We start from the raw sequence: 23,972 nt of genomic DNA, 5'->3' as shown, positions 1-23,972 counted from the left end.
AATTTGGTTCGTCAAGCGAAAAATAGAATAGTGACTTAAAAATCCTTTTGTATTACTTCATATTTGTCATTCAAAATTGATTTTAAAACAGAAGGATTTGCATTTGCATAAAATACAGGTTCGCTTTCTCCTTCATCAGAAAAACCAACTTTTTCGCGCAGCACATTTTGAGTTTGTCGAGCAACCGCTTCTCCGGAATCAATAATCTGAATATGCTCCGGAAGAATTTTTTTAATCTGAGGAATCAAATACGGATAATGACTGCAGCCTAAAACCAGGTAATCAATATTTGCATCAATCATAGGTCGCAAGTAAGTTTCTAACAGATCAGTCATTTCAGGAGAATTCAAATTTCCATCTTCAATAAGCTGTACCAATCCATGACCTACTTGTTCAATTATGGTTGTGTTTTGAAACATTTCGGCTGTTTTATTAAACAATTCGCTGTTCAAAGTTCCTTGTGTAGCTAAAATTCCGATAACCTGGGTTTTTGAATTATTAGCTGCCGGTTTTATTGCCGGTTCAATCCCAATAAAAGGAATATCATAATCAGCACGAAGTTCCCTAATAGCATTTGTGGTTGCAGTATTGCAGGCAACAACAATTAGTTTACAGTTATTTTCGATTAAAAAGTCAACATTTTTTTTACTTAAAGCAACAATCTCTTCTTTGGTTCTCTGGCCATAAGGAGCATTTTTATTGTCTGCTAAATAAATGGTTTTTTCGTTGGGAAGTAGTTCGTGAATGGCGCTCCAAATGGAAGTTCCTCCAATACCGGAATCAAAAACGCCTATAGGATTGTTGTTTGTCATAGAACAAAGTTACATATTTCTATGTTTTTCTACAATTTAGATGCTAAATAAAACGGTTAAGAAAATGTAAAAAAAGTACTATATTTACAATTAACCTTAAATAACTATAACTATGAAATTTATTAAAAATTGCGAAAAATTATCAAAAGAAGAACTTAAAAGTATTAATGGTGGAAGCGCTCCTTATTGTCCGGTTGGTAAAGTTTGTTATCGTGGGGAAGATAGTAACGGGAATCTACTTTGGGATTGTGTTCCAGTAACAACTCTATGCCCGGGAATTTAAGAAAATCATAATGTACAAAAGGAGTTTTATTACTCCTTTTTTTATTTGTTGAGAAATACTTGGATATCTTGTTGTTTTGTGACATGAAATTAATTTGGTTTTCAATTTCAAAAGCATCTTATACTTTTACTGATGCAAAAGCGAAGTATCTAACCAGCGATCAGGTTTTGCCTTTAATGCCTATAAATAAAGTTAATCTGGCCTTGATTTACGAGAAAGAGAATAATTTTAAAATGGGATTGGAAGGATATTTTACAGATGAGCAATTTTTATACAATGGTATGCAAAACTCCTGCTTACCGGGAATTTAGATTTATGGTTAAAAAAATATTATGGTAAAATTTTCTTTTTCAACTTTAAAAATTTTACAGATACTAAACAAAGTAACTATAAATGAGTTGTAAATGATCCGCACAGTGCACCAACTTTTGGTGATATATGGATGCATAGATATAGAAGGTTTTACTATAAACGGAGGAGTAAAAATAAAATTATAGTGGCAAAAAAAATGGCTCAACTTTTAAGTTGAGCCATTTTAATAATAAGATTATTTCTTAGAATCCTAAATCTTTTTTAACATCAGCAGTAATGTTTGGACCATCAGCTAATAAAAGAGTAGAACCATCTAATACATATTGGAAACCTTTAGCTTTTCCAACTTTTTGGATAGAAGCTCTTACTTTTTCCATTAATGGTTTTACGATGTCAGTTTCTTTTTGTTGTAGTTCTTTTTGTGCATTGTCTCTATAGTCAACAATTCTTTTTTGCATGTCTTGAACTTCTTTAGAACGCTCACCGTTTACAGCTTCAGTTACAGTAGCAGCTTCAGCCTCATACTTTTTGATTTTTACTTGATATTCATCAACCATTTTCTTGTATTCAGTATCGTATGTACCACTTAATTTTTGTAGTTGATTTTGAGCATCAAGCATTGCAGGCATTTTCGACATAATCTCGCTAACATCAACATGAGCTACTTTAGCTTGTGCATTCATTGTGTTACTTGCTCCTAAAACTAGTATCGCAGCAATTAGTAAAGTTTTGATTTGTTTCATCATTTTTAAAAAATATTAATTAATTATCGGTCGTATTTGTTTTCTGTGTTTCGGCTTCTTTTGCTTTTTTAGCTGCCTCTCGTTCTTCTAAAATTTTCTTCTTTCTGTCTTCTAACTCTTTTTTCTCTGTTCGTAAATCTTCTGTCTTTCTTCGGCCTTGGCTGCTGCTGCGTCAGCGGCAGTATTTGTTGGTGTCGTCGTTGTAGCTGCGGGCTCGGTTGTTGTTGAAGAAGGTTTTGCTGTAGCGTCAGTTTTTGTTTCTTCTGTTTTAGCTGGTTCAGAAACCGTGCCATTTTTTTGGCTTCTCTTTCTGCTAAGATCGCTTTTCTTCTGTCTTCATATTCTTTTTTCTTAGCTTCTTGTTCCAGCCTTCTGTCTTCGATCAATTTTTCTCTTACAGCCTTTCTTTCATCTAATACCTTTTGTCTTTCTGCCATTTCAGGATTTTCGTCAATGGCATTTTCCCGGCTCTCTTTAACTTCTTGCTCTTTCAATTGTTTTTTAGTCAATTGCTCTCGCTTATCAGTTCTGTTTAGTACACGTATAACCTGATCACTAATGTCAAATCTTTTATTACTAAAAAGCATTGTTAAATCAGATGACTTGTCAAAAACAAAATCATAGTTTTTGGCTTCTGCAATATCCTGAACAGCTGTAAAAACCTGATCTTGTATAGGTTTTGCTAACGCTGCTTTATGTCGAATTAAATTTCCATCAGCACCAAATTGCTTTTGCTGATAGTCCATCATTTCATCTTCCTGAAATTTAATTTCACTTTCTCTTTCATCAATAAGCTCCTTAGTAAGTAAAGCTTTTTCGGCTTTAAGATTTTCTTTGAGTTTATTGATTTCTAGTTTCTTGGCTTCTATTTCTTGTTTCCATTTTTGAGCTTTTAACTCTAATTGGGCTTTTGCTTCCTTATAATCGGAAACATTTTCTAAAATATATTCCATGTCGATGTAGCCAATCCTAGTCGTCCTTGTCTGCGCTTGACTTGTAGAAGCTACAACCAAGGCTAAAAATATAAATAAAAATTGTTTTCTCATAACATTACTTTATTTTGAAATTTTTAGCCAAATGTAATAAAATTTGTACTAAAAACTACACTAAAATTGTTGCCCAATGATAAAGTGTGTTTCCCATCCATTTGCTTTATTTGTAACAGATCCTGGCAGAGCGTCAAATCCATAACCAAAGTCAATACCTAATAATCCAAATGCAGGCATAAATACACGTAAACCAACACCGGCAGAACGATTTAAATCAAATGGGTTATAATCTTTAAAAGTTGGATATGATGATCCTGCTTCCAAGAAGGTCAAAGCATAAATAGATGCTGATGCTTTTAACGTAATTGGATAACGTAACTCCATTGAGAATTTATTATAAATAGTTGCTCCAATTTGATCTCCGGCTGAATTCACCGGCGTTAATGAGTTATTTGGGTAACCTCTTAACTGAATAGTTTCTCTACCATCCATAGAATAGTTGGCCATTCCATCTCCTCCTAAATAAAAACGTTCGAAAGGTACAACACCTCTTGACTGATCATATGCTCCTAAGAAACCAAATTCTGTTAATGTTCTTAAAACTAATTTGCCATATACTTTAGTATACCAGTCTGCTTTAAATTTAACTTTATAGTATTCTAACCAGTTGTATTTCTTTTGGTCAACTTTTCCAACATCAGTATCAGCGCTTCCATAATCAGATCCTACACCTACAGTACCGGATGTTCCGTTTACTGTTTCAGTTTTTGTGTAATCTCCAGGGCTAATTGGCTGCCCATCTGCACCTGAAATTACTTCTGTTCCTGTATATTTCGTTTTATATTCCTTTTGATTTTGTAAATCTGAATAGTTAATTCCATTAAACAATGAATATGGTGGTGTCACTTTTGCAGAGATACTAAATTCAGAACCATAAGTTGGGAATATTGGGTTAACCCCTTTATTACTTCTTGAAATTCCGATAGTATAAGCTAAGTTTCTTGACGCTCCGTTACCAAAGGTAAATAAACCTGTATTATAATTATTTAAATCATAATGCTGATAACTGATAGATTGTGATAACACAAAATAATCATCCGGCACTGTTAGTCTTTTAGCAAGCCCAACCTGGACTGTAAAAATATTAAAACTTTTGCTCTTATCAACATCTCGGGTTATATAATTATTAAGAAATTGCGTACTATAAGAAATTGATGAGCTAAATTGTACCGGTTTTTTACCTCCAAACCATGGTTCAGAGAATGATAAACTATACGTTTGGAAATATGTACTTCCTTGTAAACGAAGAGATACTTTTTGACCATCTCCCATTGGTAAAGGTCTATAGGCTTCTTTCTTAAATATATTTCTTACAGAGAAGTTATTAAACGAAAGTCCTAAAGTACCAATGAAACCACCTCCACCGTAACCACCCTGAAGTTCAACCTGGCTGGATCCTTTTTCTACTACGTGATATTCAATATCAACTGTTCCTGCAGCTGCATCAACATTTTTGAATTTTGGATCGATAGCTTCAGGATCAAAAAATCCTAATTGTCCAATTTCACGAATAGTTCTAACTAATTGTTCTTTACTATATTTTTCTCCCGGTTTAGTTCTTAATTCGCGGTAAATAACATGATCGTTTGTTTTGTCATTTCCTACAACTGATATTTTATTAAAGTAAGCGATAGGACCTTCGGTAACTCTAATTTCAAAATCGATAGTGTCATTAACTGTTCTTACCTCTACAGCATTGATATTAGAAAACAAATAACCATTGTTTTGGTATAAGTTTGTAATATCTTCTGCATCTGGTTTTGTTTTATCAGCAATTCTTTTTTCAAGTAAAACGCCGTTATATGTTTCACCTTTTTTAATTCCTAAATAACGGTTCAACAGTTGATCTGAATATACTGTATTTCCTAAAAATTTAATATTTCCGAAGTAGTATTTATTTCCTTCCTCCATATTGATTTTTATAGCTAGCATATTCTTCTCCTTATTATAGGTAACAGAATCATAAATAATACGAGCATCACGATATCCTTTTTCCTTGTAAGTAGCAACAACCTTTTCTAAATCGGCTTTGTATTTTTCAGGAATAAATTTTGACTTTTTTAGAATACGCAGAAAGTTTTTTTGTTTAGTGTCCTTCATTGCTGCTCTTAACTGATTATCAGTAAGCTTTTCATTGCCAATGAAGTCGATTTTACTAATTTTTACTTTATCGCCTTTGTCTACGCGAACAAGCATATTGACCTGATTTCCACCGGTAGTGTCAGCAGGTGTATTTGTAATAGTAACTTTTGTATTATAATAACCTTCTTTTTTATATTTATTTTCAATGTAATTTTTGGTCGTTGTAATTAAGTTTTCGTTTACAATTTTATTTTTGGTTAAATTGTTATCCTTAATTAATCCTTCGACTTTACTTTTCTTGATACCAACAAATTTTACCTCGTTTAGTTTAGGAAGTTCAACAATATTTAAGTCAAGATAAATACTATCATTATCAATTTTATTTACGTAGAAAGCAATTTCATCAAAAAGTCCAAGTTTGCCCAGTTTTTTAATTGCACCACTGATTTCTTCACCGGGAACGGCTATTTCCTGTCCTTTTTGAAGACCTGAAAAGGTAACAACGGTTTGTTCATTGAAGCTTATTTTACCAACAACAGAAACTTTAGCAAGAATGTATTTTTTTCCCTGATCAAAAGGAACTCTTTCTTGTGCTTTTATTTGTGAAAAACTACCCAAAAGAAGTAGGGTAAGGACTATTTGTATTCTTTTTTGTAACACTAAAAAATTATTTAATTTGTTCACTGGTTTTTCCAAATCTACGTTCTCTTTTTGATAACTAATAATAGCCTCATATAAATCTTGATCTTTAAAGTCTGGCCACAAGACATTAGTAAAATATAGTTCTGCGTAGGCAATCTGCCATAGCAAAAAATTACTTATTCTATGTTCTCCACTTGTTCGTATTAATAAATCTACGTCAGGTAAATTTTGCGTGTAAAGATGCTCATTTATAATTGAATCGTCAATAGTGTCTATTGAAATTATATTATTTTTAACTTTATCACTGATGATTCTAACGGCATTTACCAATTCTTCTCGTGATCCGTAACTTAAAGCCAATGTTAGCGTTAGGCGCGTATTATTTTTTGTTTTATCAATAACGTCCTGAAGTTCTTTTTGAGCGGTTTTTGGTAATTTATCAAGATTTCCAATAGCATTAAGCCTGATATTGTTTTCTTGTAAAGTGCCAAGTTCTTTTTTAATGAATTGATTAATATTTTCATTAAAGCTTCAACTTCTAATTTTGGGCGATTCCAGTTTTCTGTTGAAAAAGCATAGAGCGTTAGATACTCAATACCAAGTTTTGCACAAGTGGTAATTGTTTTTTTTACTGATTTTGTACCATTTTCGTGACCAAAAGCTCTTAAGAACCCTTGTTGTTTTGCCCAGCGACCATTACCGTCCATGATTATGGCCAGATGTTTAGGTAAGTTTGTTTTGTCTATAGAGTCTATTAGGTTCATTTTATTATTCTGCGCAATAGCAAGGTTTTAGTCCAAAGGTATAAGTTAAAGTAACACCTGTAAAGACATACCAATCGTTATTATTTAAATTTCCAAATCGTAAAGATGATAAGGCATCGTTACCAGGATTACTTCCGTCAATATCGTCTGTAAAGGTATAACGGGCTCCAACTTCAAGGCCCAGAACAAAATTAGGAGATACATTTGACTTGATTCCTAACGTTATAGGAATAGCAATTGAACTTGAATTTTTATCTTTTCTGGTTTGACCTCCCGAAATATATAATTCATCGTACATAAAGTAACTTAATCCTGAATATATATAAGGAGTAATTTTTGGATGATAGTCATGTAGATTAAAATCAAAAAAATTAAATTCTAAACCGGCAGAAAGTTCTTTAACATTGTTTTCAAATCTGTAACCTCGATTGCTTCGCCCTGTTTCTTCAGATTCACGATCGTTTCCTGTAACAGTAGATTGTGTATATGAAAAACGGTACGAATGTCTTGGACTTTTGTTCCATTTATATAAAATACCAAAAGCTAACTTTTCAGGAGCGATATAGTTTGTTTTACCAACATCACCTACAAAGTTGCTTCCACCAAGAAAAACACCAATCTCATTAATTTGAGCGTTTAGTGTAATTAGGGGGAATAAACATAACAATAAATTAAAAATTTTCTTCATTTAATTCGGAATTGCGTGCAAATATAATAATTATCGATACGAATCAACGTCGCTTTAGTTAAATGTGCTTTTTTTTCAATTTGCAATATGATTTTGAGACATTTAATGAGGATTCGATACATGCAGAACGAGAAAAAGTGGTATTATCGTATAGTGGCGTGTGAGAAAAAGGCTTAATTCCTCTTGTCTTCTCCCCAAAGCAGCTTATTTCTTAAGGTTTTTAAGAAAGTTTCGCCAGGAATTTCAACCATTTTTATTTTAAAATCTGTTTTTTTAATCGTTAAAACAGATTCGTTTTTTACAGAAGCAATTCTGGAATCTAATGAAACTAAATATTGATCTTCTCTTCCTGATACACGTAACTTAATTTCGGTATCATCGGGAATAACAAGTGGTCTGGCGGTTAAATTATGAGGTGCGATAGGCGTAATTACTAAACTTTTTACCTCTGGCGTAAGCAATGGTCCGCCACAACTTAAAGAATATCCGGTTGAACCCGTTGGCGTCGAAATAATCAAACCATCTGCCCAATATGAATTTAAATATTCATTGTTCAAATAAGTTTCAACGGTAATCATCGAAGTTGTGTCTTTTCTACTTACTGTAACTTCATTCATGGCAAAATTTAAATCTTCTTCAATAGCATCATTTTTTGGATCGCAGGTTATGCTTAATAAGGTTCTCTCAGAAATAGTGTAGTTTTTATCAATTACAAACTGCAAAAAACTGTCAATATTTTCTTTTTGTACCGTAGCCAAAAAACCAAGTCTTCCCGCATTGATTCCCAAAATTGGAACACCGGAATTACGGACTAAAGTTGCAGCTCTTAATATAGTTCCATCGCCACCAATACTTATTAACATTTCAAAACTATTATCTAATGAAGTACTTAATGAAAAAGTTTTATATTCTTTTTTTACGAGTTCCTTTTCATGAAGCATTTTTAAAAAGTTCTCCTCTATTACCATTTCAACATTATTGGTATTGAAAAACAAAAAAATATCTTTTATAATAGGTTCGGTACTGTTTTGGTAATACTGTCCGTAAATGGCTACTTTCATTTTTTTTAATTAGATAATTTGTCAATTAGAAAATTAGATAATGAGCCAGCTAGTTAAGAAATTATCTAATTGACATATTAACTTCATTATCTAATTATATATTAAGGTATTTGTCTAAATAATCAGAACGTTCTTTTAAGCTGTTTATATAAGCGTCTTCCTGATGTTCTGAAATGATTTCATAATTATATCGTCTAAATGTCTGAATGATTTCATTCATTGGTCCCACACCAATTTTTACTGTAATCTGAACATTTTCTAAATCAGCCTCAGAAACAAAACAACCTAAAATTTTTCCATTATTGCTTTCCACTATTTGTGCTACCTGGCCCATAGAATAATCCAAAAGTCCTTTTTGAACAATAATAATACCTCCTTGTTCTTTTAAAAATGGAGTTTCCTGAAAAAACTTCATGATGTCTTCCATTTCATAATAACCTACATAGATATTATTTTCATCAATAACGGGAACAGTATTAGTGTGATTTTTTGCAAATACTTCTAAAACATCGAGCCACATCATTGATTTTCTGGCAAAAAAACGTTCTAAAGTATATTTGTAATCAATTGCTTTTTTGTCAGTGTCAAAAGTTTCAACATCGTCAGAAGCAATACTTCCAATAAAAATACCGTTTTCCAAAATTGGAAAATGAGAAAAATTCAAGTCGGCAAAAAAGTCCTGAACCGATGCTATCGTTTCCTGGCTATCAATTGCTCGAAAATCGTTTGTGATATAGTTTGTAATTTCTGTCATAAATCAATTGAAGATATTTGATGCAAAATAATCAAAAAATAGCAAAAACTGCTACGTTTTACTTTGTATTTTTGTCGTAACAAATATAGTGTTACTAGAATTAATTATCTATTTTATATGACAAAGTTAAGTGTAAATATCAATAAAATTGCAACCTTACGTAATGCAAGAGGCGGAAATGTTCCTGATTTACTAAAAGTAGCTACCGATATTCAGAATTTTGGAGGTCAGGGAATTACCATTCATCCACGTCCGGATGAGCGTCATATTCGTTATCAGGATGCGAGGGATTTAAAACCAATTGTTTATACCGAATATAATATTGAAGGAAATCCACAGCATAATTTTATTGATTTGGTTTTAGAATGCAAACCAACCCAGGTTACCTTGGTACCCGATGCGATTGGAGCTATAACATCTTCCGCAGGTTGGGATACCGTAAAAAATCAGGCTTATTTAATAGAAGTTATTCAGGAATTTCAACGTAACGGAATCAGAACTTCGATTTTTGTTGATCCTATTAATGAAATGATTGAAGGAGCAAAAAAAACAGGAACAGACAGAATTGAATTATACACCGAAGCATTTGCGCATCAATATAGTTTAGGAAATAAAAACGGAATTGAGCCTTATGTAAAAGCTGCAGAATTGGCAAACGAATTAGGTTTGGGAATCAATGCAGGTCATGATTTAAGCTTAGATAACATTCAGTTTTTTAAACAAAACATTCCCGGTTTATTAGAGGTTTCTATTGGGCATGCTTTGATTTCTGAAGCACTTTATCTTGGATTGGATAATGTCGTAAATATGTATTTAAATAAACTGAAATAAGTTTAAAATTAAAACAATTATAACCTGATGTAATTGGGTTATAATTGTTTACTTTCGCACTTTTCATATAAAAAGCTAGTGTCGAAATCAATTATTATTTTTTGTTTATTCTGTTTTTCCGGTTTATTTGCGCAATCTCAAGCCAATATAACAGGAAATGTAAAATCTTCTGAAAATGAAAATTTAATTGGTGCGGGTATTTCTTTCAATATAAATAATCAAAAATATTCTGTACTAAGTGATACACTTGGTAATTTTTCAAAAGATATTTCTTTAGGCAAAATCACAATTACAATTAATCAATTGGGTTATCTCAATAAAACCCTCAATATTGATCTTGTAAAAGATACTGTAATCTCAATTGTTTTAGAAAAAGATATTTCACTTTTAAAAGAAGTGATTATAGATAATGATAAAAAAAATGGTATTTCAACTTTATCAGGAGGTAAATTATCTTTCAACTTAAAAGAATTGTCTTCGTTACCGACCGTTTTAGGAACAACCGATATTATAAAGATTTTGCAATTAACACCCGGAGTTCAAAATTCTGGAGATGCTAATGGATATTTATACGTAAGAGGTGGCGATCCGGGACATAATGCAATATTATATAATGGAACGCCGGTTTATGGAATGTCTCATTTATTAGGTATTTTTCCTTTTTATAATGCTGATCATATTAAGGAGGTAGAATTTGATAAGTCAAGTTCGAATGCAAAATACGGAGGACGATTAAGTTCGACGACACTTTTAATTCCGAACAAAAAAATACCTACTGAATTTACGATTCAGGGAAATGTTGGTATTTTGGCCTCACAATTGAATTTTGCCATTCCTGTAACAGAAAAAACAGGAGTTTATATTTCAGGAAGAAAAACGTATATCGATGAAATTATTGCGCCATTGATAAATTCTTCATCCCAAAATAATGATGTTCAGAATATGAAATATGGATTTTCAGATGGAAATTTCACTTTTGTATCTCAGATTTCTAAAAATAATCTATTTGCTGTAGATGCTTTTGTTAGTGGTGATAAATTAAAAATTAATGACGATAATTTGTCTTTAAAAACCAGTCTGAAATGGAGTAATTTTACGGTTTCTCCTTCTGTAACCACAGCACTTTCCTCAAAAACAAGCATGTCAAATGCTGTTTATTTCAGCCAATATTCTAATGATTTGAGTATGGAACAGGCAACAATTCAGTTTGGTGTTTCTTCGTATGTGAAAGATTTTGGTTTTACAAATTCATTTCGTTTTTGGATAAAAAATATTCCTGTCGAGTCTGGATTGCAATATGTTTATCATGATTTACAGCCTCAGAAAGTGAATGTTGAAAACTTCAGCAGTTCAAACAATACCTCTCAAAATAGTATGATTACTGCCAATGAAGCAGCTGTTTTTACTACCATCAAACCAAAACTGACAGATAAATTAAACGCAGAACTGGGTTTGAGGATAAATTATTATACATCAGGATCGCAAAGTTCTTATTTGCATTTTCAGCCTCGTGTTTTACTGAATTACGTTGCAAATGAAAAGTTTTCTTTTTACGGGTCTTATAACAAACAATACCAATATTTGAGTTTGATTACTACTTCAAGTGTTGGAATTCCGACAGATTTCTGGATTGCCAGTTCTGATGGAATTAAACCGCAATCGTCAGATGAGTTTGCAATTGGTTCAAATCAAAATATTTCAAAGAATTTGGTTTCCTCTTTAGGAGGATTTTATCGCTCTATGAAAGATTTACTGGAATATCCTTATGGTATAACTCAGTTTAACGAAACCACAACTCTAAAAAATGATTTATTGGTGGGTAAGGGAAAAGCGTATGGTCTTGAATTTATGCTCCGCAAAAATAACGGAAAATTTACCGGCTGGTTAAGTTATACTTTAAGCTGGTCTGATAGAAATTTTGACGAACTCAATAATGGAAAAACGTATTTTGCCAAATATGACAGACGTCATAATCTGTCGTTAGTTGGAATGTATGATTTAAATTCAAAATGGAATTTTGGTGTTACCCAAATATTTAGTTCCGGAAATCGATTTACAATGCCAACTTCCTGGTATTTTATCAATAACAATCCGGTCAAAGAATATTCAGAATACAATAATGCACAAATGCCCAATTATATTCGTACCGATCTTTCTGCAAATTATTTCTTCTTTAAAACAAATAAAAAAGAAAGCGCCCTGAACTTTTCAATCTATAATACTTTTAATATTGATAATCCAATTTATGTTGTTTTGGATGTTAAAGTTGCTGATGATAAAAGTAGTGTTGTTGTAAAACAGGACAAAAAAGTATTATATAGAATATTGCCTTCAATAAGCTGGAGATTTAAATTTTAAAAGATGAAAAAATATTTATTATTTCTTTTTGCTTTAATAATAATGAGTTGCTCTAAAGATGATTTTAGCGAACAAAGTATCGAATCTAAAATTGTTGTAGAAGGCTGGATAGAAGAAGGAGATTATGCTCAGGTTTTGCTTTCAAGCAGTATTCCGGTTACAGATGTAATTGACTCTACAAATGTTTTGAATCATGTCATTCGATCGGCAAAAATTACAATTTCTGATGGTCAGACTTCAGAAGTTTTAAGAGTGAAAAACGATAAAAACAGAGTTCCGCCCTTTGTATACTACGGAACAACTTTGAAAGGTGAAGCAGGAAAAGAGTATTCGCTAAAAATAGAATATTTAAATCGTGTTGTCGAAGCTGTAACCACTATACCAAAAACCGTAGCGCTTAAAAGTGCCGAGTATGTAAAAAAGAATGTTACAGATACAACAGGTTATGTTTTTGTAAAATTTGATGATCCTTTAGAAGATAAAAACTATTATCAGGTTGCTACAAAAATTGATGCCGAAGAACCTATTTTTGTTCTGGCATTCTATGGAAATTTAGATGATAAAAATTTCACGTCATCAAACGTTTCTATACAGGTAAACAGAGGAATTTTACTTTTTCCAAAAACAAAGTTTACGCCATATTTTGCTGATGGAGATTTAATTTATGTGAAATTACGAACGCAAAACAAAGAAGCTTTGGATTTTTGGAACAGTTGGCAAAATGAAATCGTTAATAGTAAAAATCCAATTTATCCATCAAATACAAGTTTAAAATCGAATATAAAAGGAGGTATTGGTGTTTGGGCAGGATATGGACAAAGTACTTTAATTGTTAGAACACCGCCTAAAAAATAAATCCGGTTTGAAATTGTTTCAAACCGGATTTACGTTATAATTTTAAAGAATAATTAGTTCTCAAAAGCTTTGATGAATTCTTCAAATTTAGCTTCGAAGCTGCTAAATCCTGTTGAGAAATAAGCTCCCATTTCTACTTCTGTATTATCTCCGAATTTTAAGTAATAAACTTCGTTGTAATAATTAACAGTTACAGTCGAGTTGTCGTCAGATGCCCAATAACCTCCATTGCTTGCAGTTGCATCAGCTACCCATTTTATATTATATGTATAAGTGTCTACTTTTTCAGAGTGCTGAACAATATCAGCTATTTTAGTTCCGTCTTTTTTAGATACTAAAATTAACTTTGAGTTTTTATTGAAGCTTGCAACAGTACCTTGAGAATATTTAAGGTTGTTTGAATTTTCATCTACATAATGGTTTTTAGTGTCGTAATTAGAATATACCATTGTTTTTTCTAAAGCAATTTCGTCAGCTGCTGCTGTAGCTAAGTCCATATCAGCAATAATTAGAAAATTGTCTAAAAGTTGCACTAATCCGTTTGCTTTACCTCTATATTGTACTAATTCGTCATTTGTCATTAAAGCGTCAATACTTGCAGTACTTCCTGAGTTAAATGAAAGTAAAGTTTTACCGTTATAAGTAAGAGCACCTTTTGAAGTGTTTTCTGTAGCTTTAACACCACTCATTTCCCATGTATAACCATCACTTAGAGTCATTTTGTAAGCAAACTCATTAGGAACTTCTTTTCCGTTAGAATATTTTGCAGTTTGTGTAAATGAAGCTACAGCAGTATTGTCGATTGTTAAAGTTGCATCTGCTGAAGTTGGTAAGAAAACATAATCGTTTGTTTTTACTCCAGATTGCCAATCATAAGTATCTTCAATTTCAACTTTAATATCTGAAGAAACACTTTTGCTAGTGAATGTAGCATTATTTGTAGTTTGAGTTTCTTTAGCAGGAAAAACAAATTTTAATTCTGAAGTCGAAGCTGTTTTTACCCAAACTTTACCGGTATTATCCCAAGTGTAAATTCCGTAAACTCCAGCAACATTGATAATATCTTCTACTTCATTATCGTTTTTTCCGTTAAAAATATCAACAGGACTAACGTCTAATAATCTGTTTAAGTTTTCAATTGTTTCAATTGCACTTAATTTTTTAGTTTTGTCTAGCTGAACCAACATCTCATTAGCTTCTGCCTCTAATTTTACTTTTTGCTCTGTAGGAGTCAATTTAGAATAAGGCTGTTTGATAATGTTAGCAATTTGTTCTGCCAAAGTTTGCTCAGGTACAACAGGGTCAATTACAACAGGGTCAGTTTCCGGACTGTCATCACTAGAACATGAAATCATAAGTTGAGAAGCAACTAACGATAATAAAAGGAATTTTTTAATCATAGGAGTGGTATTTAATTAAATGATTTGAATCAAATTTTGGGTTTGATTTCTGAGCGCGAATATACACTTTCAGATTGTTCTTTGTTTACGGGAAACCGTAAAACGATACGCTTTTTTTACAATAAAATGATTTCTTCAAAATTTTTCCACTTATATTGATAAATAAGTTTTTTACATTTGTAATAAGCTTAAAAATATATAAATGTTATACTCAAAAATAGAAGGCGAAGGAAAACCTTTCATCATCATGCACGGATTTCTAGGAATGTCTGATAACTGGAAAACACTTGCCGGGCAATATGTAGAAGCCGGATTTCAGGTTCATATTTTAGATTTAAGAAACCACGGACGCAGTTTTCATTCAGATGAATGGAGTTACGAAGCTATGGTTCAGGATGTTTTCGAATATTGCCAGGCCAATCAATTAAGTAAAATAGATATTTTAGGACATTCGATGGGAGGGAAAGTAGCGATGCTTTTTGCAACAACACATTCTGAAATTGTAGATAAATTGATTGTGGCAGATATTGGTCCGAAGTTTTATAAACAACATCATCAGGATATTTTAGCAGGATTAAATGCAGTTGATTTTTCCGTAAAACCAAGTCGAAACGATGTTGAGGAAATTGTAGCACAATATGTTTCTGATTTTGGAACACGTCAGTTTTTGTTGAAAAATTTATACTGGAAAGAACCTGGACAATTGGCGTTTAGATTCAATCTCGAAGTTTTCAATAATAATCTGGATGCAATCGGAAAAGCTCTGGCAGATGATTTGGTTTTCGAAAAGCCGACATTATTTATTCGCGGAGGAAATTCAGGTTATGTTCAGGATGCCGATCTTGATCAGATTCGTACACACTTCCCTGATTTAAAAGTAGAAACAATTCCAAATGCCGGTCATTGGCTTCATGCCGAAAACCCTAAAATGTTTTTTGAATTAACAACTGCCTTTTTAAAGGAATAGTCATTTTGGCAAATATTTTATTACTTTTATTAAAATTTTAAATTAAAATAAATATGAAATTATTACTTAGACTTCTAGTTACTGCAGCCTTGGTTTTATTACTTGCTAATCTTTTGACAGGCGTACATGTAGCAAGTTTTGGTACAGCTGTAATTGTTGCAGTGGTTTTAGGATTGCTTAATCTTTTTATAAAACCAATTTTAGTTATCCTGACTTTGCCGGTAACGGTGATTACTTTAGGTTTGTTTTTACTGGTTATAAATGCGATCATTATTTTATTGTGTACCAATATAGTTGGAGGTTTTGCGGTAGATTCTTTTTGGACAGCATTAATCTTTAGTGTCATATTGTCTATTCTTCAGTCTATTACTTACAAAATTCTGGGAGACGATAAAAAATAAAAATAGAAATGACGTTTAAAACGTCTTCAAATACAATAGATTAAAAACTTGGCTGGGTTGCAAAAATTTTATAATTTTGCAACCCAATTTTATTACGTAAATTAAAGAAGAAGATGGATATTAAAAGAGTAGCAACAGACGCTGTGAATGAAACAATTGTAATGACAGTTGTTCACATGGATTACAAAGGTCAAGTAGCAAAAAGAATAAACGAAAAAATGCCTTTGGCTACCGTTAAAGGTTTTAGAAAAGGACAAGTTCCTAAAGACCTTGTTGAAAAACAATACGGAAAAGCAATTAAGCAGGAAGAAGTTAAAAAAGTAGTTGATTTGGCTTTAGAGCGTTTTGTTCAATCTGAAAGATTAAATCTTTTAGGAACTCCTCTTGCTAAAGAAAACGAAAACTTTGATTGGGATGCTGAAGAACTAACTTTCGAATACGAAATTGGTTTAGTGCCAAACTTCGAAATTGACTTAGAAGCTAAAAACAATATCGTAAAATATATCGTTACAGCTGATGATAAATTAATCGACGGACAAGTTGAGCGTATCCAAAAACAATTCGGAAAAGCAATTCCACAAGATAAAGTTGATGCTGATTCTGATTTGACAGGAACTTTCTCTAATGAAGAAAAAGGTATCGACAATACAACTACAATTTCAGTTTCTACATTCAACAAAAAAGCAGGTGACAAATTCATCGGTAAAAAAGTTGGAGATGTTGTTACTGTAAGCACAAAAGGTTTATTTGAAGATGATCACCAATTAATGGATTACTTAAAAGTATCTCATGATGATGTTCACGGTTTAGATGTTGAAGTAAACTTTACTATCGAAGCTATCAACGGAGCAGAATTGGCAGAATTAAACCAAGAGTTATTTGATAAACTTTTTGGTGAAGGAAAAGTAGCTTCTCTTGAAGATTTAAAAGCTAAAATTAAAGAAGATGCTGAAGCTCAATTTGCACAACAGGCAGATCAAAAATTATTGTTAGACGTTCAGGATTTCCTGATCGAAAACACAAAATTTGATTTACCGGCTGAATTCCTTAAAAAATGGTTACAAACTGTTGGAGAGAAAAAACTTTCTGCAGAAGAAGCTGAAGTTGAATACGCAAGATCTGAAAAAGGATTACGTTTTCAATTAATTGAAGGAAAAGCAATGGCACAAAGCAATATCCAAATTACATTTGAAGACTTGAAAGCTTTTACAACAAAAGCAATCAGACAACAAATGGCTCAATTTGGACAAACAAACCCAACTGACGAAGAAGTACAAGGAATCGTGGCTAGAGTTTTATCTAACCAGGAAGAAGTGAAAAGACTTTCTGAGCAGGTTGTAGCTGAAAAATTGTTAGAAGTGTTTAAAGAAAAAGCAAATCCAACAACTAAAGAAGTAACTTACGAAGAATTTATTGCTGCGTCTTACGGCGAATAATTTCTAAATTAAATTATATTGGAGCGTCAGGAAGTTTTTTCCTGACGCTCTTTTGTTTTAATTTATTTTTTGATTACTTTTCAGGAGCTAATCCAGCTATCCGTTACAAGTTTTTTCATGCCTGCCTTTTTTTGTAAGGTAAAAAAAGAGCTTCCGCTGGTCGCTTTTTTTACCAACAAAAAATAGTTGTCATTTCAAAAAGCTTTTCACTGCTATCTGGGCTAGAAATAAGACATATTGACATTCTTTATAAAAGGGTATGACCTTTGTGGGAAATAAAAATATAATACCAAAAATTAAGTAAAACTTAGACACATAAAATATGAACTACGGTAAAGAATTTAAAAAATTTGCTACAAAGCACCAGGGAGTAAACGCAATGTACTACGATAAAATCGTAGCGGCAATGAACCCAACAAACATGACTCCATACATTATCGAAGAGCGCCAGTTGAACGTTTCTCAATTAGACGTGTTTTCAAGATTAATGATGGACAGAATTATCTTTTTAGGAACTGGTATCGACGATCAAATCGCAAATATCGTTCAGGCGCAATTATTATTTTTAGAAAGTGCTGATGCTTCAAAAGATATTCAAATTTATCTAAATTCTCCAGGAGGAAGCGTTTACGCAGGTTTGGGAATTTATGACACCATGCAATACATCAAACCAGACGTAGCTACAATTTGTACCGGTATGGCAGCTTCAATGGGAGCCGTTTTATTATGTGCAGGAGCTGAAGGAAAACGTTCAGCTTTACCACATTCAAGAGTTATGATTCACCAGCCATCTGGAGGAGCACAAGGTGTTGCAACAGATATGGAAATCAACTTACGCGAAATGTTGAAACTAAAAGATGAATTATATCATATTATCTCTCAACATTCAGGACAAACTTTTGATAAAGTGCACAAAGACAGTGAGCGCGATTACTGGATGAAAGCTGACGAAGCAAAAGAATACGGAATGATTGATGAAGTTTTAAGAAGAAGCTAAAAATTAGTTTATTATGTTTCAAGTTTCAGGTTTCAAGTTAACAATAGCAACTTGAAACCTGAAATTTGAAACCTTTTTAAGACTTGAAACAAAAATATAAGTTAATAAGTTACTAAGTTTTAAAGGTTTTATTGAAAACTCTCAGAAACTTAGTAACTTTGCAGCTTAGTAATAAAAAAAGAATGGCTAAAGTAGTATTAGAATGTTCGTTTTGTGGAAGAAAAAAGCCAGAAACCAATTTATTGATTGCAGGTATTAATGCACACATTTGTGATAAGTGTATTGAACAGGCACACGGAATTGTAATAGAAGAATTAAAATCAAGCGGAAGCGCTAAACTGGTTGGGGACTTAATTTTAAAGAAACCAAAAGAGATCAGAGCTTTCTTAGATCAATATGTTATTGGACAGGATCAGACTAAAAAAGTAATGTCAGTTGCGGTTTACAATCACTACAAACGTTTAATGCAACAGCAATTAGACGACGAAGTAGAGATTGAAAAAAGTAACATCATTATGGTTGGTCAAACCGGAACAGGAAAAACATTGGTAGCAAAAACTATCGCAAAAATGTTAGACGTTCCTTTGGCAATCGTAGATGCGACAGTGCTTACAGAAGCAGGTTATGTGGGTGAAGATGTTGAAAGTATTTTGACACGTTTACTTCAAGCTGCTGATTATGATGTAACCAAAGCAGAAAGAGGAATCGTATTTATTGATGAAATTGATAAAATCGCCCGCAAAAGCGATAATCCATCTATAACACGTGACGTTTCTGGAGAAGGAGTTCAACAGGCATTATTGAAATTATTAGAAGGAACAGTTGTAAACGTGCCGCCAAAAGGAGGACGTAAACATCCGGACCAGAAATTTGTTGAAGTAAATACCCAAAACATCCTGTTTATTGCAGGTGGAGCTTTTGATGGAGTAGAACGTATTATTTCGAAACGTTTAAACCGCCAGGCAGTTGGATATTCAACATCGAAAAATGTAGACAATATCGACAAAGACAATTTGTTGCAATATATAATTCCAAAAGACATTAAAGATTTTGGTTTGATTCCTGAAATTATTGGTCGTTTACCAGTTTTAACACACATGGATCCTTTAGACAGAGAAACATTGCGTGCCATTCTGACTCAGCCAAAAAATGCGTTAATCAAACAATATCAAAAATTGTTTATGATGGACGAAGTAGAATTCAGTATTTCTGATGAAGCTTTAGATTTTATTGTAGATAAAGCTTTAGAATACAAATTAGGTGCTCGTGGATTGCGTTCGTTATGCGAGGCAATTCTAACAGATGCTATGTACGAATTACCAAGTTCAGACGATAAAGTTTTGACAATTGATAAAGATTACGCAGAACATACTTTAAGTAAAAATTTATTGAAGAGAATGGAAATTGCTTCGTAAATTCTAAATACAGCTTTGTCAAGTTTTAAACTTAGACAAAGATTAACACAAAACCTGTTCATTTATGTGAGCAGGTTTTTTTTTGAAAATTATAAAAACAAACACGAATTTCACTAATTGTCACTGATTCGTTTGTGAAATTAATTTCACAAAGTTAATTAACGATTGAAATTTGTGCAAATTCGTGAAATTCGTGTTTAAAATTTTCTGCTTCTGAAAAAATTACTGAACCCTAAACTTCTCTCGATATTCAATTGGTTTCATGCCCACCATTTTAAAAAACACTTTTCTAAAAGCTTTTGGATCATTATAGCCCGTTTTTTCGATTATCTCAGAAATTGAAAGTTGCGTTTGTTCCAAATATTTCTTAGAACTTTCTACACGTATATTTTGCAAATATTCAATTGGCGGAATTCCGGTTACTTGTTTAAATCGGCGTGTCATGTTTCTGGCACTTGTGGGAATATCTTTTGTTATTTCTTCCAACTTTTCAATAGAATGATATTGGCTTTCTATTTTTTGCTGCAGCATGGCAACTAAAGAATCGTTGTGTAAATGATTGGGTCTGAAAGTGCTAAAATAGCTTTGTTTGTATCGGTTTAAATCAATAGAAAAGATCTTTGCGATTTGAACAGCAATTTCATTTCCGCAATATTTCTGAACCAAAAGAATCAATAGATGGAAAGATGAAGTCGAACCTCCGCTTGTGTATAAACTTCCATCAGCCGTTAAGGTTTCTTCAGATTTTAATTTAACCAACGGAAAAGCTTTCGTAAAAGCACTGCAGGCGTCGACATGTGTTGTTGCCAGTTTTTCGTTAAGTAAACCCGAAGCCGCAAACAAAAAAGCACCCGTACAAAAACTGGCTAATTCGGCTCCGGCCTGATGCTGTTTTTGCAGCCACGGAATAAAATTTTTATTTTTTGCGATCATCTCACTCATATCATCCGTAGTAAAAGCCGGAATTAAAATGAGGTCTAAAAGTTTATCAGAATCTTCGATTGAATTTACTTCATAACCAAATAAAAGTTTTTCTTTGATTTGTTCCGCTGATTGAAAAACCATAATTTCAAAAGGCTTTTCCGGACCATTACTTAATTTATTAGCAGTTTCAAAAACTTCTAAAATAGCTGCTATACTTAATAATTTATAGTAGTGAGGTACAATTAAAGCTGTTTTCTTAGTCATGGTATTTCATTTATGGTTATTACAAAAATAGAAAAATTGTCTTAAATGCCCCTAAAGATGACTTTTTTTGTAATGCAAGCCTTGTTATTTAACTTTAAATTTGTTTTGATAATTTGTAATTTTATATATCATGGCAACAAAAATTTTCATAAATCTTCCAGTAAAAGATTTAAATCGATCCATTTCATTTTTTACTGAGTTGGGTTTTTCATTCAATCCAAAGTTTACTAATGAAAAAGGAACTTGTTTAATTATTGGCGAAAATATAAATGCAATGCTTTTAGTTGAAGAGTTTTATGCAACATTTACCAATAAAGAAATTTGCAATGCAGAGACAACAAGCGAAGTTCTTATTGCTGTATCTTTTGAAACTCGTGAAAAAGTAGATGAAATAATGGAAAAAGCTATTCAATCAGGAGGAACAGAATATGTGGAAACGAAGGATTATGGGTGGATGTACCAGCGCACTTTCCTGGATATAGACGGGCATCATTGGGAAATTTTCTATATGGATGAAAGTAAAATACCGAGCGAAGTATAAATTAAAGCCTGTAATATGATACAAGTTCAAAATACAATAAATGCCCCAATAGAAAAAGTTTGAGATCTGTGGACATTGCCAGAACATATTATGAATTGGAATAATGCTTCTGCAGACTGGCATACACCTTATGCAGAAAATGATTTGAAAGCAGGCGGAAAATTCAAATTTACAATGGCTCTTAAAGATGGAAGCGATGGTTTTGATTTTGAAGGCATATATACTAAAATCGAAAAATTTTCATGGATAGAATATCAGCTTTTGGATAACAGAACGGCAATGTTCGTTTTGAAAATAGTGGTGATCATGTAAAACTTACCGAAACATTTGAGCCAACAACAAAAGATTCAGCAGATATGGAAGAACAATTTTGTACTGCAATTATTCAAAATTTTAAAAAGTACGTTGAAAATTTTAAAGAGTAAACCAATTAATAAATTATAAAATAATAAATAATGATAACAGTAAAAAGTACAATAAATGCATCAATAGACAAAGTTTGGGAATTCTGGACATTACCTGAACACATTACAAAATGGAGTTTTGCCTCACCTGATTGGCATACACCTTATGCAGAAAATGATTTGAGAGAAGGCGGAAAATTCAAATCGACGATGGCCGCAAAAGACGGCAGTATGAGTTTTGATTTTGAAGGCGAATATACTTTGGTAGAAAAAAATAAAGCCATTGAATATGTTATGGGTGATGGAAGAAAAGTTGAAATTAGTTTTGCAGCAACTTCAAACGGAGTAGAAGTAACGGAAAGCTTTGATCCCGAAACACAAAACCCCGAAGAAATGCAACGCGGCGGCTGGCAGGCAATTTTGGACAACTTTAAAAGTTACGCAGAAGTTGCCACAAAGTCGCAAAGTCACTAAGAAAACGAATAAAAAAATTTGTGTCTTAGTGCCTTCGTGGCAAAAACGTTTAACACAAAAACAAAAAAGATGACGAAACAAATTTGGCTGAATTTGCCGGTAAAAGAGGTGGTAAAATCGAAAGCTTTTTTCTCAAAAATAGGTTTCTCTTTTAATGAAAAACACGACACGCCAAGTTCAACCTGTATGATTGTTGGCGAAGGGAAATTTGCAGTAATGCTTTTTGAAGAATCTTTGTTTGCCAGTTTTTCTCAAAATAAGTTGACAGATACAAAATCAAGTTCGGAAATATTGATTTCGATTGATGCTGAAAGCAAAGAAGAAGTTGATCAGTTCACAGAAAAAGTAAAAGAAGCCGGCGGAACCGTTTTTAGTAAACCTGCAGAAAGCCAAGGCTGGATGTATGGCAGCGCTTTTGCAGATTTAGATGGTCATCGCTGGAATATCTTGTATATGGATTTTAGTAAAATGCCTAAATAAATTAGATATGGAAACATTAGAATTTAAAATCAGAATTAAAGCTCCGGTAGAAACCGTTTGGGCTGTTTTATGGAATGAAGAAACCTATAAAAAATGGACAGGAGCTTTTTGCGAAGGCTCGTATGCAGTAAGTGATTGGAACGAAGGTGATAAAATTCATTTTATGTCTCCAAACGGAGAAGGAATGAATAGTATTATCGAAAAGAAAATTCCAAATGAATATATGGCTTTCAAACATATAGGAGAAATAAAAGACTTTAAAGAACTGCCTATTGATGAAGAGACGAAAAAATGGACCGGCGCAATGGAAACATATCGTTTAACGCAAGATGACGAGTTTACAGATTTGACAGCTCAAGTTGACGTAGTAGAGAAATATATCGATTATTTTAAAGAAGCGTTTCCGAAAGGATTAGAAACAGTAAAAGAACTTTCTGAAAAATAGAGACAAGAAAATAGAAGAAAGAAATAGATTACAATAACAAACAAACAAACAAACAAAATAAAAATAAAAATATCATGGCAACATCAGTAAACCCTTATTTAATATTTAATGGAAATTGTGAAGAAGCATTTCTATTTTACAAATCAGTTTTTGGAGGTGAATTTCCGTATATCGGAAAATTTAAAGATATGCCGGCTGCCGAAGACGGAGGCTGTGCAGAATTTTCAGAAAAAGATGCTAACAGAATAATGCACGTGTCTTTGCCAATTGGAAACACCATTTTAATGGGAAGCGACAGTAACGAACAATCGGGAGATGTAACATTTGGCGGAAACTTTTCAGTTTCAATCAATGTAGAAAGCAAAGAAGAAGCAGACAGAATCTTCAACGGACTTTCAGCAGGCGGAAACGTTTTTATGGCTATGGACAATACTTTCTGGGGTTCTTATTTCGGAATGTTCACAGATAAATTTGGCGTAGGCTGGATGGTCAATTTCGATGTAAACGAACCAAATAAATAATTAGTTTATCCGCCACGAGTTCACTAAATTTTATTCAAATAAAATTCTAAAAATGATTCGTGAATTCGT

The 23,972-nt window shown here is 32.6% G+C and carries 24 protein-coding genes and 2 pseudogenes; 16 read left to right on the top strand and 10 right to left on the bottom strand.

Features of this window, described 5'->3' with window-relative positions:
* Positions 1-35: 35 nt before the first annotated feature.
* Complete coding sequence (murI, locus tag ACZZZT_RS24380; protein ID WP_042565676.1) at positions 36-812, bottom strand: glutamate racemase; 777 nt, start codon at positions 810-812, stop codon at positions 36-38.
* A gap of 112 nt (positions 813-924) precedes the next feature.
* Here murI and ACZZZT_RS24375 point away from each other — a divergent pair, with 112 nt between their 5' ends.
* Together ACZZZT_RS24375 and ACZZZT_RS24370 are read left to right on the top strand one after the other, a co-directional pair.
* Positions 925-1,095: a bacteriocin-like protein gene (locus ACZZZT_RS24375; protein WP_117614823.1), complete on the top strand. Its 171-nt coding sequence runs from the start codon at positions 925-927 to the stop codon at positions 1,093-1,095.
* 83 nt (positions 1,096-1,178) lie between these two features.
* Entirely contained in the window at positions 1,179-1,406 is a 228-nt protein-coding gene (locus ACZZZT_RS24370; protein WP_463462245.1) for a hypothetical protein, read from the top strand.
* A gap of 243 nt (positions 1,407-1,649) precedes the next feature.
* Here ACZZZT_RS24370 and ACZZZT_RS24365 read toward each other — a convergent pair whose 3' ends face one another.
* From ACZZZT_RS24365 to ACZZZT_RS24335, 7 genes and pseudogenes are all read right to left on the bottom strand, one after another.
* On the bottom strand, positions 1,650-2,153 hold the full coding sequence (locus ACZZZT_RS24365; RefSeq protein WP_207384896.1) for an OmpH/Skp family outer membrane protein: 504 nt from the start codon (positions 2,151-2,153) through the stop codon (positions 1,650-1,652).
* A gap of 16 nt (positions 2,154-2,169) precedes the next feature.
* Positions 2,170-3,196 (bottom strand): annotated as a pseudogene (locus ACZZZT_RS24360) (OmpH/Skp family outer membrane protein).
* A gap of 60 nt (positions 3,197-3,256) precedes the next feature.
* Positions 3,257-5,941: a BamA/OMP85 family outer membrane protein gene (locus tag ACZZZT_RS24355; protein WP_463462244.1), complete on the bottom strand. Its 2,685-nt coding sequence runs from the start codon at positions 5,939-5,941 to the stop codon at positions 3,257-3,259.
* 7 nt (positions 5,942-5,948) lie between these two features.
* Positions 5,949-6,687 (bottom strand): annotated as a pseudogene (locus ACZZZT_RS24350) (isoprenyl transferase).
* Between the two features lie 4 nt (positions 6,688-6,691).
* Positions 6,692-7,375, bottom strand: coding sequence for a type IX secretion system protein PorG (gene porG / locus ACZZZT_RS24345; protein WP_073396873.1), 684 nt, complete (start codon positions 7,373-7,375; stop codon positions 6,692-6,694).
* Positions 7,376-7,548: 173 nt separating this feature from the next.
* On the bottom strand, positions 7,549-8,436 hold the full coding sequence (locus ACZZZT_RS24340; RefSeq protein WP_042565681.1) for an NAD kinase: 888 nt from the start codon (positions 8,434-8,436) through the stop codon (positions 7,549-7,551).
* 94 nt (positions 8,437-8,530) lie between these two features.
* On the bottom strand, positions 8,531-9,190 hold the full coding sequence (locus tag ACZZZT_RS24335) for a CBS domain-containing protein (RefSeq protein ID WP_042565682.1): 660 nt from the start codon (positions 9,188-9,190) through the stop codon (positions 8,531-8,533).
* Between the two features lie 117 nt (positions 9,191-9,307).
* Between ACZZZT_RS24335 and ACZZZT_RS24330 the strand changes: the two genes are divergently transcribed.
* The 3 genes from ACZZZT_RS24330 (at position 9,308) to ACZZZT_RS24320 (ending at position 13,234) form a co-directional block, all read left to right on the top strand.
* Positions 9,308-10,021 (top strand): pyridoxine 5'-phosphate synthase, encoded by a 714-nt coding sequence (locus ACZZZT_RS24330; protein WP_463462243.1) that lies wholly within the window; start codon positions 9,308-9,310, stop codon positions 10,019-10,021.
* 78 nt (positions 10,022-10,099) lie between these two features.
* The gene (locus ACZZZT_RS24325; RefSeq protein ID WP_463462242.1) at positions 10,100-12,379 is read left to right on the top strand and encodes a TonB-dependent receptor plug domain-containing protein; all 2,280 of its coding nucleotides are present in this window, start codon (positions 10,100-10,102) and stop codon (positions 12,377-12,379) included.
* A gap of 3 nt (positions 12,380-12,382) precedes the next feature.
* Positions 12,383-13,234, top strand: coding sequence for a DUF4249 domain-containing protein (locus tag ACZZZT_RS24320; protein WP_463462241.1), 852 nt, complete (start codon positions 12,383-12,385; stop codon positions 13,232-13,234).
* 53 nt (positions 13,235-13,287) lie between these two features.
* On the opposite strand, the gene ACZZZT_RS24315 is transcribed toward ACZZZT_RS24320, so the two are convergent.
* Positions 13,288-14,634 carry a hypothetical protein gene (locus ACZZZT_RS24315; protein WP_463462240.1) on the bottom strand — a complete coding sequence of 449 codons (1,347 nt, stop codon included), beginning with the start codon at positions 14,632-14,634 and terminating at the stop codon, positions 13,288-13,290.
* Between the two features lie 202 nt (positions 14,635-14,836).
* Between ACZZZT_RS24315 and ACZZZT_RS24310 the strand changes: the two genes are divergently transcribed.
* From ACZZZT_RS24310 to clpX, 5 genes are all read left to right on the top strand, one after another.
* Entirely contained in the window at positions 14,837-15,601 is a 765-nt protein-coding gene (locus ACZZZT_RS24310) for an alpha/beta fold hydrolase (protein WP_463462239.1), read from the top strand.
* A 53-nt stretch (positions 15,602-15,654) separates the two neighbouring features.
* Entirely contained in the window at positions 15,655-16,002 is a 348-nt protein-coding gene (locus ACZZZT_RS24305; protein ID WP_042565688.1) for a phage holin family protein, read from the top strand.
* Positions 16,003-16,115: 113 nt separating this feature from the next.
* Positions 16,116-17,438 (top strand): trigger factor, encoded by a 1,323-nt coding sequence (locus ACZZZT_RS24300; RefSeq protein WP_463462238.1) that lies wholly within the window; start codon positions 16,116-16,118, stop codon positions 17,436-17,438.
* A gap of 322 nt (positions 17,439-17,760) precedes the next feature.
* The gene (gene clpP / locus ACZZZT_RS24295) at positions 17,761-18,435 is read left to right on the top strand and encodes an ATP-dependent Clp endopeptidase proteolytic subunit ClpP (RefSeq protein ID WP_073396892.1); all 675 of its coding nucleotides are present in this window, start codon (positions 17,761-17,763) and stop codon (positions 18,433-18,435) included.
* A 182-nt stretch (positions 18,436-18,617) separates the two neighbouring features.
* On the top strand, positions 18,618-19,850 hold the full coding sequence (gene clpX, locus ACZZZT_RS24290; RefSeq protein ID WP_073396894.1) for an ATP-dependent Clp protease ATP-binding subunit ClpX: 1,233 nt from the start codon (positions 18,618-18,620) through the stop codon (positions 19,848-19,850).
* A 222-nt stretch (positions 19,851-20,072) separates the two neighbouring features.
* Here clpX and ACZZZT_RS24285 read toward each other — a convergent pair whose 3' ends face one another.
* Complete coding sequence (locus ACZZZT_RS24285; protein ID WP_463462237.1) at positions 20,073-21,038, bottom strand: GlxA family transcriptional regulator; 966 nt, start codon at positions 21,036-21,038, stop codon at positions 20,073-20,075.
* Positions 21,039-21,168: 130 nt separating this feature from the next.
* Between ACZZZT_RS24285 and ACZZZT_RS24280 the strand changes: the two genes are divergently transcribed.
* The 6 genes from ACZZZT_RS24280 to ACZZZT_RS24255 all read left to right on the top strand — a co-directional run bounded on the left by ACZZZT_RS24280 (position 21,169) and on the right by ACZZZT_RS24255 (position 23,903).
* Positions 21,169-21,579 (top strand): VOC family protein, encoded by a 411-nt coding sequence (locus ACZZZT_RS24280; protein WP_463462236.1) that lies wholly within the window; start codon positions 21,169-21,171, stop codon positions 21,577-21,579.
* A gap of 90 nt (positions 21,580-21,669) precedes the next feature.
* Positions 21,670-21,891, top strand: a complete 222-nt coding sequence (locus ACZZZT_RS24275) for an SRPBCC domain-containing protein (RefSeq protein ID WP_463462235.1) — start codon at positions 21,670-21,672, stop codon at positions 21,889-21,891.
* Between the two features lie 143 nt (positions 21,892-22,034).
* Positions 22,035-22,457, top strand: coding sequence for an SRPBCC family protein (locus ACZZZT_RS24270; protein WP_463462234.1), 423 nt, complete (start codon positions 22,035-22,037; stop codon positions 22,455-22,457).
* A gap of 69 nt (positions 22,458-22,526) precedes the next feature.
* A complete protein-coding gene (locus ACZZZT_RS24265; protein ID WP_463462233.1) occupies positions 22,527-22,937 on the top strand; it encodes a VOC family protein in 411 nt (136 codons plus the stop codon).
* A gap of 7 nt (positions 22,938-22,944) precedes the next feature.
* The gene (locus tag ACZZZT_RS24260) at positions 22,945-23,382 is read left to right on the top strand and encodes an SRPBCC domain-containing protein (RefSeq protein WP_115843480.1); all 438 of its coding nucleotides are present in this window, start codon (positions 22,945-22,947) and stop codon (positions 23,380-23,382) included.
* Between the two features lie 74 nt (positions 23,383-23,456).
* Positions 23,457-23,903, top strand: a complete 447-nt coding sequence (locus ACZZZT_RS24255) for a VOC family protein (RefSeq protein ID WP_463462232.1) — start codon at positions 23,457-23,459, stop codon at positions 23,901-23,903.
* Positions 23,904-23,972 lie beyond the last annotated feature (69 nt).

It is taken from the genome of Flavobacterium sp. AC274 (assembly GCF_979258275.1).
Note: the sequence above shows the minus strand (reverse complement) of the source record. Positions and strands in the feature narration are given on the sequence as shown.

Bases quoted from the DNA above. Each gene is read 5' to 3' on its own strand.
- murI (WP_042565676.1), bottom strand. From the start codon at position 812: ATGACAAACAACAATCCTATAGGCGTTTTTGATTCCGGTATTGGAGGA.
- ACZZZT_RS24375 (WP_117614823.1), top strand. From the start codon at position 925: ATGAAATTTATTAAAAATTGCGAAAAATTATCAAAAGAAGAACTTAAA.
- ACZZZT_RS24370 (WP_463462245.1), top strand. From the start codon at position 1,179: ATGAAATTAATTTGGTTTTCAATTTCAAAAGCATCTTATACTTTTACT.
- ACZZZT_RS24365 (WP_207384896.1), bottom strand. From the start codon at position 2,153: ATGATGAAACAAATCAAAACTTTACTAATTGCTGCGATACTAGTTTTA.
- porG (WP_073396873.1), bottom strand. From the start codon at position 7,375: ATGAAGAAAATTTTTAATTTATTGTTATGTTTATTCCCCCTAATTACA.
- ACZZZT_RS24340 (WP_042565681.1), bottom strand. From the start codon at position 8,436: ATGAAAGTAGCCATTTACGGACAGTATTACCAAAACAGTACCGAACCT.
- ACZZZT_RS24335 (WP_042565682.1), bottom strand. From the start codon at position 9,190: ATGACAGAAATTACAAACTATATCACAAACGATTTTCGAGCAATTGAT.
- ACZZZT_RS24330 (WP_463462243.1), top strand. From the start codon at position 9,308: ATGACAAAGTTAAGTGTAAATATCAATAAAATTGCAACCTTACGTAAT.
- ACZZZT_RS24320 (WP_463462241.1), top strand. From the start codon at position 12,383: ATGAAAAAATATTTATTATTTCTTTTTGCTTTAATAATAATGAGTTGC.
- ACZZZT_RS24315 (WP_463462240.1), bottom strand. From the start codon at position 14,634: ATGATTAAAAAATTCCTTTTATTATCGTTAGTTGCTTCTCAACTTATG.
- ACZZZT_RS24310 (WP_463462239.1), top strand. From the start codon at position 14,837: ATGTTATACTCAAAAATAGAAGGCGAAGGAAAACCTTTCATCATCATG.
- ACZZZT_RS24305 (WP_042565688.1), top strand. From the start codon at position 15,655: ATGAAATTATTACTTAGACTTCTAGTTACTGCAGCCTTGGTTTTATTA.
- ACZZZT_RS24300 (WP_463462238.1), top strand. From the start codon at position 16,116: ATGGATATTAAAAGAGTAGCAACAGACGCTGTGAATGAAACAATTGTA.
- clpP (WP_073396892.1), top strand. From the start codon at position 17,761: ATGAACTACGGTAAAGAATTTAAAAAATTTGCTACAAAGCACCAGGGA.
- clpX (WP_073396894.1), top strand. From the start codon at position 18,618: ATGGCTAAAGTAGTATTAGAATGTTCGTTTTGTGGAAGAAAAAAGCCA.
- ACZZZT_RS24285 (WP_463462237.1), bottom strand. From the start codon at position 21,038: ATGACTAAGAAAACAGCTTTAATTGTACCTCACTACTATAAATTATTA.
- ACZZZT_RS24280 (WP_463462236.1), top strand. From the start codon at position 21,169: ATGGCAACAAAAATTTTCATAAATCTTCCAGTAAAAGATTTAAATCGA.
- ACZZZT_RS24275 (WP_463462235.1), top strand. From the start codon at position 21,670: ATGAATTGGAATAATGCTTCTGCAGACTGGCATACACCTTATGCAGAA.
- ACZZZT_RS24270 (WP_463462234.1), top strand. From the start codon at position 22,035: ATGATAACAGTAAAAAGTACAATAAATGCATCAATAGACAAAGTTTGG.
- ACZZZT_RS24265 (WP_463462233.1), top strand. From the start codon at position 22,527: ATGACGAAACAAATTTGGCTGAATTTGCCGGTAAAAGAGGTGGTAAAA.
- ACZZZT_RS24260 (WP_115843480.1), top strand. From the start codon at position 22,945: ATGGAAACATTAGAATTTAAAATCAGAATTAAAGCTCCGGTAGAAACC.
- ACZZZT_RS24255 (WP_463462232.1), top strand. From the start codon at position 23,457: ATGGCAACATCAGTAAACCCTTATTTAATATTTAATGGAAATTGTGAA.